Annotated in this window: 9 protein-coding genes; all 9 read left to right on the top strand. The window is 63.0% G+C overall.

Features of this window, described 5'->3' with window-relative positions; genetic code table 11:
• Positions 1–78 precede the first annotated feature (78 nt).
• The 9 genes from rpsP to IZU87_RS12920 all read left to right on the top strand — a co-directional run bounded on the left by rpsP (position 79) and on the right by IZU87_RS12920 (position 9182).
• Complete coding sequence (rpsP, locus tag IZU87_RS12880; RefSeq protein WP_043336448.1) at positions 79–330, top strand: 30S ribosomal protein S16; 252 nt, start codon at positions 79–81, stop codon at positions 328–330.
• A gap of 7 nt (positions 331–337) precedes the next feature.
• Entirely contained in the window at positions 338–904 is a 567-nt protein-coding gene (gene rimM / locus IZU87_RS12885; protein ID WP_082388946.1) for a ribosome maturation factor RimM, read from the top strand.
• A 25-nt stretch (positions 905–929) separates the two neighbouring features.
• Complete coding sequence (trmD, locus tag IZU87_RS12890) at positions 930–1682, top strand: tRNA (guanosine(37)-N1)-methyltransferase TrmD (protein WP_213114776.1); 753 nt, start codon at positions 930–932, stop codon at positions 1680–1682.
• 196 nt (positions 1683–1878) lie between these two features.
• Positions 1879–2235 (top strand): 50S ribosomal protein L19, encoded by a 357-nt coding sequence (gene rplS, locus IZU87_RS12895; RefSeq protein ID WP_043336437.1) that lies wholly within the window; start codon positions 1879–1881, stop codon positions 2233–2235.
• Positions 2236–2505: 270 nt separating this feature from the next.
• Entirely contained in the window at positions 2506–3411 is a 906-nt protein-coding gene (xerD, locus tag IZU87_RS12900; RefSeq protein ID WP_213114778.1) for a site-specific tyrosine recombinase XerD, read from the top strand.
• A 39-nt stretch (positions 3412–3450) separates the two neighbouring features.
• Positions 3451–4221 (top strand): DsbC family protein, encoded by a 771-nt coding sequence (locus IZU87_RS12905; RefSeq protein WP_213114777.1) that lies wholly within the window; start codon positions 3451–3453, stop codon positions 4219–4221.
• Between the two features lie 172 nt (positions 4222–4393).
• Positions 4394–5710 (top strand): homoserine dehydrogenase, encoded by a 1317-nt coding sequence (locus tag IZU87_RS12910; protein WP_107335882.1) that lies wholly within the window; start codon positions 4394–4396, stop codon positions 5708–5710.
• 115 nt (positions 5711–5825) lie between these two features.
• A complete protein-coding gene (gene thrC, locus IZU87_RS12915) occupies positions 5826–7217 on the top strand; it encodes a threonine synthase (RefSeq protein WP_043336430.1) in 1392 nt (463 codons plus the stop codon).
• 159 nt (positions 7218–7376) lie between these two features.
• Complete coding sequence (locus tag IZU87_RS12920) at positions 7377–9182, top strand: single-stranded-DNA-specific exonuclease RecJ (protein WP_213114779.1); 1806 nt, start codon at positions 7377–7379, stop codon at positions 9180–9182.
• Positions 9183–9367 lie beyond the last annotated feature (185 nt).

Genomic DNA, 9367 nt, shown 5'->3' on the forward strand with positions numbered 1-9367 from the left:
CCTCTTCGTGTGGACCCTCCATGCGAAGACGAGTTCTGTGGCACGATTTTCACTTCAACACGAAGGACAGATTACGCAATGGTTACCATTCGTCTGGCACGTGGTGGCGCCAAGAAGCGTCCCTTCTACCACCTCGCTGTGGCTGATTCCCGCACAGCCCGTGATGGCCGCTTCATCGAGCGCGTCGGCTTCTTCAACCCGGTCGCTCGCGGCCAGGAAGAGCGTCTGCGCGTCGATCTCGAGCGCGTCGCTCACTGGCAGCAGCAGGGCGCACAGGTCTCTGACCGTGTCGCTCAGCTGATCAAGGAAGCTGGCAAGCAGCAGGCTTGATTCCAGGATGCCTACTCAACCGAACAACCCGCAGCCGACCGCAGCGTCATCGCATGACGATGATGTCGTGGTGATGGGGAAGCTTACCAGCCCCTATGGCGTCAAAGGCTGGCTCAAGGTGTATTCCTACACCAGCCCGATTGACGGCATCTTCGATTACGCTGGCTGGATGCTGAAGCTGGACGGGAAGCAGATTCCCGCCCGCCTCGCTCAGGCACGTCGCCATGGCAAGGGCCTGGTGGCACAGCTCGAAGGTATCGACAGTCGCGAAGCAGCACAGGAGCTGGCCGGGGCGGAGATTCTCTTGCCCAAGCAGCACCTGCCGCAGCTGGAAGTCGGTGAGTACTACTGGCATCAACTGGAAGGTCTCGAGGTGGTAACGCTGGATGGCCAGCGCCTCGGGAAAGTGAGTACCCTGATGGAAACCGGTGCCAACGACGTTCTGGTGATAAAGCCGAACGACGACAGCATCGATGAGAAGGAACGGCTCGTGCCGTACCTTCCCGATCAGGTGGTTCGCGATGTGGATCTCACCACTGGGCGCATGAGCGTCGACTGGGATCCCGAATTCTGATGTTAAGCACAGAGAGCTGACGCCTGTGTGGATTGGTGTAGTGAGCCTGTTTCCGGAAATGTTCACGGCGATTACCGCCAGTGGCGTGACCGGCCGAGCGGTCGACAAGGGCCTGCTCGAGGTCGATGTCTGGAATCCTCGCGACTACGCCACCGACAGGCACCGTACGGTCGATGATCGTCCCTACGGCGGTGGTCCCGGCATGTTGATGAAGGTCGAGACCCTGCGTGGCGCCATTCGTGACGCCCGCGCCGCTGGCGGTGAAAACGCTCGTGTGATCTATCTCTCCCCGCAAGGCCGCAAGCTGGATCAGGCCGGTGCCCGCGAACTGGCGACGCAAGAGCGTCTGATCGTGGTGGCCGGACGCTATGAAGGCATTGATGAGCGCGTGGTGGAAGAGGAGATCGACGAGGAGTGGTCGATCGGCGATTACGTCCTGTCTGGCGGGGAACTGCCGGCCATGGTCCTGATCGATACGGTGGCACGCCTGGTGCCGGGCGTACTCGGGCATGAAGCCAGCGCGGAGGAGGATTCCTTCACCGATGGCCTGCTCGATTGTCCGCACTATACCCGCCCTGAAGTCATCGACGGCAAGCGGGTGCCGGATGTTCTGCTCAGTGGCAATCATGCCCTGATCAAGCGCTGGCGGTTGCAGCAGTCTCTGGGACGTACCTGGCTCAGGCGTCCGGATTTGCTGGAGAGTCGCACGTTGACTCGTGAGGAGCGCAAGCTGCTCGACGAGTTCATCGCGCAGCACGCCCGGAAAGGCAAGGCCTGACCGCTGCGAACCGAAGGTTCGCTGTCAGGAGAAGGCCGCCACCGTGGCGGAGGTGCGGCACGGCCCGGAGTCATCTTGCGGGAGGTCCGTGGCGCGTCACACACAAGGTCGATCCCCGTGTTCAAGGCCGTTTGCGGTGCCGGGGTCATGACGAACATCAATCCCAGGATTGATGCTAACGAATTTGGAGCTAGCGATGAGCAGCAAGAATAAACTGATCCAGGCGATCGAAAACGAGCAGATGGCCAAGGAAATCCCGGCCTTTGCACCGGGCGACACCATCGTCGTCCAGGTCAAGGTCGTCGAAGGTACTCGCGAGCGTCTGCAGGCCTTCGAAGGCGTGGTGATCGGCAAGCGTAACCGCGGTCTGAACTCCGCCTTCACCGTCCGCAAGATCTCCCACGGTGTGGGCGTCGAGCGTACCTTCCAGACTTACAGCCCGCAGGTTGCCGCTATCGACGTCAAGCGTCGTGGTGACGTCCGTCAGGCCAAGCTGTACTACCTCCGTGAGCGTAGCGGCAAGTCTGCACGCATCAAGGAAAAGCTGGGCTAAGCGCTCCGCATTCCCTGACTGCAGAACTCGGCAGTACTGCGGGGGAGCGAATTGCCACTTGCTCCTCCGCCATATGAAGACCCCGCCATGCATCGCATGGCGGGGTCTTCGTGTTTGTGCACCAGGGAAATCCGGCGTGACTTGCAGAGAGTTCATTTCATCGTCAGGGCATCACGGTAGAATCGAGGCTCACGCAGGTCAGGTGCCGCGGTACATGACGGCCACGGCGAGCGTGGATGGCGCGTCATTCAGGACGGGGAAGCGGGAATGATGGACGACGATGCGTTGGTCGAGGCCTTTCTCGATACGTTGTGGCTAGAGCGGGGTGCCAGTGACAATACGCTCGGCGCCTATCGCAGTGATCTCACGGCCTGGCGGCGCTGGTTGGCCGATCAGGCGGAGGCGGGCGCTGACACGGTGCCGTTGCTGAGCGTGGCACCGCAGCAGGTGCAGGCCTTCTGTGACTCGCGGCGTGAGTCACATGCGCTGCGCTCCACGGCGCGTCTGCTGTCGGCATTGCGGCGCTTCTATCGCTGGGCGCTGGCCGAAGGCATGATCGAGGCGGACCCACTGCATGAGGTGCGCCTGCCGCGCGTGATTCCCAGCCTGCCGGGCACGCTGGATGAGGAGGAGGTCGAGCGCCTGCTGGAGGCGCCGGATCTCGACACGCCCATCGGGCTGCGCGACCGCACCATGCTCGAAGTGCTCTATGGAGCGGGCCTGCGCATCAGCGAGCTGGTCAACCTGAGTGTCGATGCGCTCAATCTGCGCCAGGGCGTCGTGCGTGTCACCGGCAAGGGCGATCGTGAGCGGCTGGTGCCGCTGGGCGAGGAGGCCTGTGACTGGTTGTCACGCTGGCTGTCCGTTGGCCGACCTGCGATGATGGCCGACCAGGCGCGTCCGGCACTGTTTCCCGGCCGACACGACAAGGCCATGACGCGACAGACCTTCTGGCATCGCATCCGGCGTCACGCCGTGACTGCGGCCATCAGCAAGCCTCTGTCACCGCATACGCTGCGCCATGCCTTCGCCACGCACCTGCTCAATCACGGTGCCAACCTGCGTGTCGTGCAGCTGTTGCTGGGACATCGTGATCTTTCCACGACCCAGATCTATACCCATGTGGCCCAGGCGCGTCTGGAGCGTCTGCATGCCGAACATCATCCGCGTGGCTGAGTGTCCTTCCCTCTGCGCGCGGACGCCAAGGAGTGTTTGATGAGCAAGTCTTTCCGTCGTCCGCAGGCCCTGTCCCGTGCGATCCGCCTCCTGAGCGCCGGCGCCGTGCTGACGCTTGTGGCGCCATTGGCCCAGGCTGATGCGCTGGATGATCTGCGCGACAAGCTCGTCGTCAATGGCCAGCCGCTGCCGGTCGAATCACTGGCCTCAAGCCCCATCGACGGCCTCTATGAGGTGCGCCTGACCAGTGGCGAGAGCTTCTTTACCGATATCGACGGCAAGCATCTGATCGTGGGTGAGATGTACCGCAATGATGGCGACAAGGGGCTGGTCAATCTCAGCGAGCAGAAGGCCAATGGCGAGCGCCTCGAGCTGCTGGCCGAGGTCAGTGAAGATGATATGGTCATCTTCCGCCCGGCGGGTGAGGTCAAGGCGGTGATCAGTGTCTTCACCGATACCACCTGCCCGTATTGCCGCAAGCTGCACCAGGAAGTGCCGGAACTCAATGCACGTGGCATCGAAGTGCGTTATCTGGCCTTCCCGCGCGGTGGCATGCGCTCGCAGGGCGCGCGCGAACTGGCGCAGGTGTGGTGTGCGGACAATCCCACCGAGGCGATGAACCAGATCAAGAATGAAGGCGAAGTGCCCAAGCAGGCGGCCAGCTGCGATGCGCCGGTGCAAAGCCAGTATCAGCTGGGCACGCGCATGGGGGTGCAGGGCACCCCGGCCATCGTGATGCCGGATGGCCAGATGGTGCCTGGCTACCTGCCGGTGGAGCGTCTTGCCAGCATGCTGGGCATTGATGACTGAGCCACAGGCGACAAGACTGCGCGTTGACAGGGCGTCCTGCCTTGCTACCGTGGTCACGACAGACGTACGTGCAGGATGTCTGGATAATAGACCGACGTGAGATCGGCAAGGCCGTCGCTGACAGTGGCGCGGCCCTCAAGGCTGGATACCGTAACAAGAGAGGAAAGCGACGTTGAAACCGGTGAAAGTAGGAATCTGTGGTCTAGGGACCGTAGGCGGCGGCACTTATAACGTGCTGATTCGCAATGCCGATGAGATTGCGCGTCGTGCTGGACGCCCGATCATCGTCGAACAGGTCGGCGCACGACGCGACAATCCTGACTGCGATATCACCGGCGTCAGCCGCACGCACGACATCTTCGAGGTCGCGCGCAATCCCGAGGTCGACGTGCTGGTCGAGCTGATCGGTGGCTACGATGTCGCCTATCAGCTGGTGATGGAAGCCATCGCCAACGGCAAGCATGTCGTGACCGCCAACAAGGCGCTGATCGCCGTCCACGGCAACGAGATCTTCCGTGCCGCCGCCGAGAAAGGCGTGATGGTGGCCTTCGAAGCCGCAGTGGCCGGTGGCATTCCCGTCATCAAGTCGCTGCGTGAAGGCCTGGGTGCCAACCGCATCCAGTGGCTGGCCGGCATCATCAACGGCACCGGCAACTTCATCCTCAGCGCGATGCGTGATGAAGGTCGCAGCTTCGAGGACGTGCTGGCCGAGGCGCAGGCGCTGGGCTATGCCGAAGCCGATCCGACCTTCGATGTCGAAGGCATCGATGCCGCGCACAAGCTGACCATCCTGGCCTCGATTGCCTTCGGCGTGCCGCTGCAGTTCGACAAGGCCTACACCGAAGGCATCTCGCGCATCACGGCCGAGGACATCGAGCAGGCCGATAACCTGGGCTACATCATCAAGCATCTGGGCATCACCCGCGCCACGGCCAAGGGCCTCGAGCTGCGCGTGCATCCGACGCTGATTCCCAAGGGGCGTCTGCTGGCCAATGTGCATGGCGTCAAGAATGCCATCGAGGTGATGGGCGACGCTGTCGGTCCGACCCTTTACTACGGCGCCGGCGCCGGTGCCGAGCCGACGGCCTCTGCCGTGGTCGCGGACCTGCTCGACGTGGCGCGCGATATCGCCACCGACCACCGCTACCGTGTGCCGTATCTGGCCTTCGCCGAGATCAATCAGCACGGCGACACCCTGCCGATCCTGCCGATGGAAGAGATCGAGACGGCCTGCTATCTGCGTCTGCAAGCAGTGGACCGCCCGGGCGTGTTGGCGCGTGTCGCGTCGATCCTCTCCGAGCAGGGCATCTCCATCGAGGCGATCATCCAGAAGGAAGCCACCGAAGGGGAGCTGGTGCCGATCATTCTGCTCACGCACCGTGCGCGCGAACTGCACATGAACGAAGCGATTCGCCAGCTGGAAGCGCTGGTGGATGTCGCGGGTTCCGTGGTGCGCATACGTGTCGAGGATCTCGACGACAACGCCTGATCGCGGGCAAACGGGGTGGGGCTATCGACGGTGATGGCACCGCCCCGCTGGGCAGCCGGCGCAGGCCGGAAGAGCAAGAATCATAACGGTGGCAAGAGCCACGGGAAGACACGACATGCGTTATATCTCCACGCGCGGCCAGGCGCCGGCGCTCGGTTTTGAAGATGTGGTTCTCACGGGGCTTGCCAGTGATGGCGGCCTGTACGTGCCGGAAACCCTGCCGCAGTTCAGCGCCGAAGAGCTGACGGCGATGGCCGGTGAGTCCTACGCGGAAATCGCCTTCCGTGTCATGAAGCCCTTCGTCGATGGCGCCATCGATGACGAGACCTTCCGTGACATCGTGCGCGAGACCTACGCGACCTTCAGTCACGATGCCGTCGTGCCGCTCAATCAGCTCGACAGCAACCATTACCTGCTGGAGCTGTTCCACGGCCCGACACTGGCCTTCAAGGATGTCGCGCTGCAGCTGCTGGGTCGCCTGCTGGATCACTTCCTTGCCAAGCGCGGCGAGCGTGCGGTGATCATGGGTGCGACCTCCGGTGATACCGGCTCCGCCGCCATCGAAGGCTGCCGTGCCTGCGATCATGTGGATATCTTCATTCTGCATCCGCACAACCGTGTCTCCGAAGTACAGCGTCGCCAGATGACCTCCGTGCTGGCGCCCAACGTCTTCAACATCGCCATCGAAGGCAATTTCGATGATGCCCAGGCGATGGTGAAGGCCAGCTTCGCCGATCAGGACTTCCTGAACGGCACGCGTCTGGTCGCGGTCAACTCGATCAACTGGGCGCGCATCATGGCCCAGACCGTCTACTACGTGGCCGCCGGTGTGGCGCTGGGCGCTCCGGCGCGTCAGGTCAGCTTCACGGTGCCGTCGGCCAACTTCGGCAACATCTTTGCCGGCTATCTGGCCTCGCGCATGGGGCTGCCGGTACGCCAGCTGGTGATCGCCACCAACGCCAACGACATCCTGCATCGCACCATCTCCTCCAATGACTTCTCACGTCAGGAGCTGAAGGCGACGCTGGCACCGTCGATGGATATCGTGGTGTCCTCCAACTTCGAACGTCTGCTGTTCGAAGCCTATGGCCGCGATGGTCAGGCGATCCGTGAGCTGCTCGAGCACTTCTCGCGGGAACCGGCAGCACTGGCGGATGCCCCGCTGGCGAAGCTGCGTGAGTTGTTCTCCAGTCACAGTGTCGATGACGAGACGATCCTCGAGGTCATCCGTGAGGCGCACCATCGCACCGGCGAGATTCTCGATCCGCATACGGCAACCGGCTATCGTGCGGCTGAGGTCTGCCGTACCGATAGCGCGACGCCGATGATCACGCTGGCGACGGCGCATCCGGCCAAGTTTGCCGAGGCCGTGGCGCGTGCCGGCTTTGCTGGCGTCGATCTGCCGCCGCATCTGCATGACTTGCTGGAGCGCGAGGAGCGTTACAGCGTACTGCCGGCGGAGTTGGCGGCAGTGCAGGACTTCGTGCGCGAGAATCGCCGCGGGTGATTGCAACAACTGCCGGTTGGCCCGTTCGGGGTGATCGGCAGTCATCTTTTCATGGCCGTCATGTCTGCAGTCCGCTGCCGAGATGACGGCCATGTCGTTTGTCAGGAGCTCTTCATGTCTGTCACTTCCCCCGTGTCGCCCCCATTCTCGCAAGACTCCATGAGTCATCCGGACGAGCGCACGCTTGCGGCCAGCATTGCGCGGGTCATTCAGCCGCGCGTGCGTGACGAGCGACTCTATCAACAGGGCATTGCGACCGGGCTCAGCGAATTGCAGGCACGTGTGCTGGCAGGGCGCCTGACGCTGGAGAGCTGCAAGGCACCCCTGGAGGCGCTGGTCACGCCGGCGCTGCGGCATATCGAGCATCCCGAGCGGCTGGCCGATGGCCGGCGCGCGGCAGAGCGCATCGCGCGCGCCGTCGCCGAGGGGGAGCATATCGGCATCCTCACCGACTATGACGTGGATGGCATCACCTCGCATGTGGTGATGCTGCGCACGCTGACCGAGCTGTTCGATGTGCCCTACGACCGCGTGCACAGTCTGATCGGCCATCGCATCCATGATGGCTATGGCATCAGTCTGCCGCTGGTCGAGCGCATCATGACGCTGTCGCCGCGTCCGTCTCTGATCGTGACCGCGGACTGCGGCTCCAGTGATGAGGCGCGTCTGGCGTTGCTCAAGGAGGCGGGGATAGAGGTGGTGGTGACGGATCACCATGCGTTGCCTCAGGAAGGGCCGCCGGCTTCCGCCTACGCGACGGTCAATCCGACACGAGATGACTGCGCCTATCCCGATGCGACCATTGCCGGCTGCATGGTCGCCTGGCTGACCATGTCATTGACCCGTAACGTCTTGATCGAACAGGGCAGGTTGCCGAGCGATGCCCCCAAGCTGTCGCCGTGGCTGTCGTATGTGGCGCTGGGGACGGTGGCGGACTGTGTGTCACTGGGGGGGAGTGCGATCAATCGCGCGGTGGTCAATCTGGGCCTCGCGCTGATCAACCGCATGCAGGAACCCTGCTGGCGCGCGATGGCAGAACGGCTCGGGGCAGATAGCGTGCCCTTCAATGCCGAGACGCTGGCTTTCCAGATGGGGCCGCGTATCAATGCCCGCTCGCGTCTGGATGACCCGTACGCCGCGCTGCATTTCATGTTGGCGCGTGAAGATGACGCGGCGCAGCGTGCGCTGGAAGTGCTCGATCAGGACAACCAGTCCCGCAAGGCGATCGAAGCCGAGATGGTCGAGTCGGCGCGTGCCATGGCGCTCACCTCCTTGCGGGAAGGGCATCAGGTGATCGTGGTCCATCTTGAGGATGGTCATCCCGGGGTGCAGGGCATTGTCGCTTCGCGCCTGGTGCAGCAGTTCGGGCGACCGACCGTCGTGCTGACACCAGCCGCGGTGCCCGGCATGTTGACGGGCTCCGGGCGCTCCATTGAAGGATTGCACCTGCGGGATGCGCTGCAGCGTGCCCATGATCTCGCGCCGCAGTGTCTGCCGCGCTTCGGTGGGCATCGCGGCGCCGCCGGCGTGGGCTTGCCGCTGACGGAAAAGGATACCTTCACTCGTGCCCTGCAACAGGCAGCCGCGGAGCAGTTGGGGGAGAGGGCGCTCAATCCCTTGATTCTCAGCGATGGTGAGCTGGTGGAAGGGCAGTTGAGTCTGGAGACGCTGGATGAGCTAGAGCGTCTGGCGCCCTTCGGGCGTGAGTTCGAGGCGCCTCTCTTCGAGGGCAGCTTCCTGGTCGAGAGCCTCAGGCCGGTAGGCGCCGATGGCACGCACCTGTCATTGGAACTCTCGCTCGGGCGTACGCGCCTCAAGGCGATCTGGTTCCGTGCGCTGTCACCGGGGGAATCACCGGCATTTGGCGTGGGGGCCTCTCTGAAGTGTGCTTACAAGTTGTCGCGCAATCGCTGGCGGGGGAGAGAGTCACTGCAGTTGATGCTGGAGCACGCAGTGCCTGCATGAGCTTGTTTGAATTGACAGGGATATCTGGCCAAAAAGCCCTTGCCATCAAGCCGATTCCTGCGTAAAGTACGCATCCGCTGCCGGGGACGCATGGCGTTACCAGCGGTGAAAGAGGTTTGCAGGTGGTTGTTTTGCTTGAGGTTTTTGAAGTCCGCTTCGAAGATCATCGATTGACAATCCCGGGC

It is taken from the genome of Cobetia sp. MC34 (genome assembly GCF_018340035.1).
GTDB classification, from domain to species: domain Bacteria; phylum Pseudomonadota; class Gammaproteobacteria; order Pseudomonadales; family Halomonadaceae; genus Cobetia; species Cobetia amphilecti.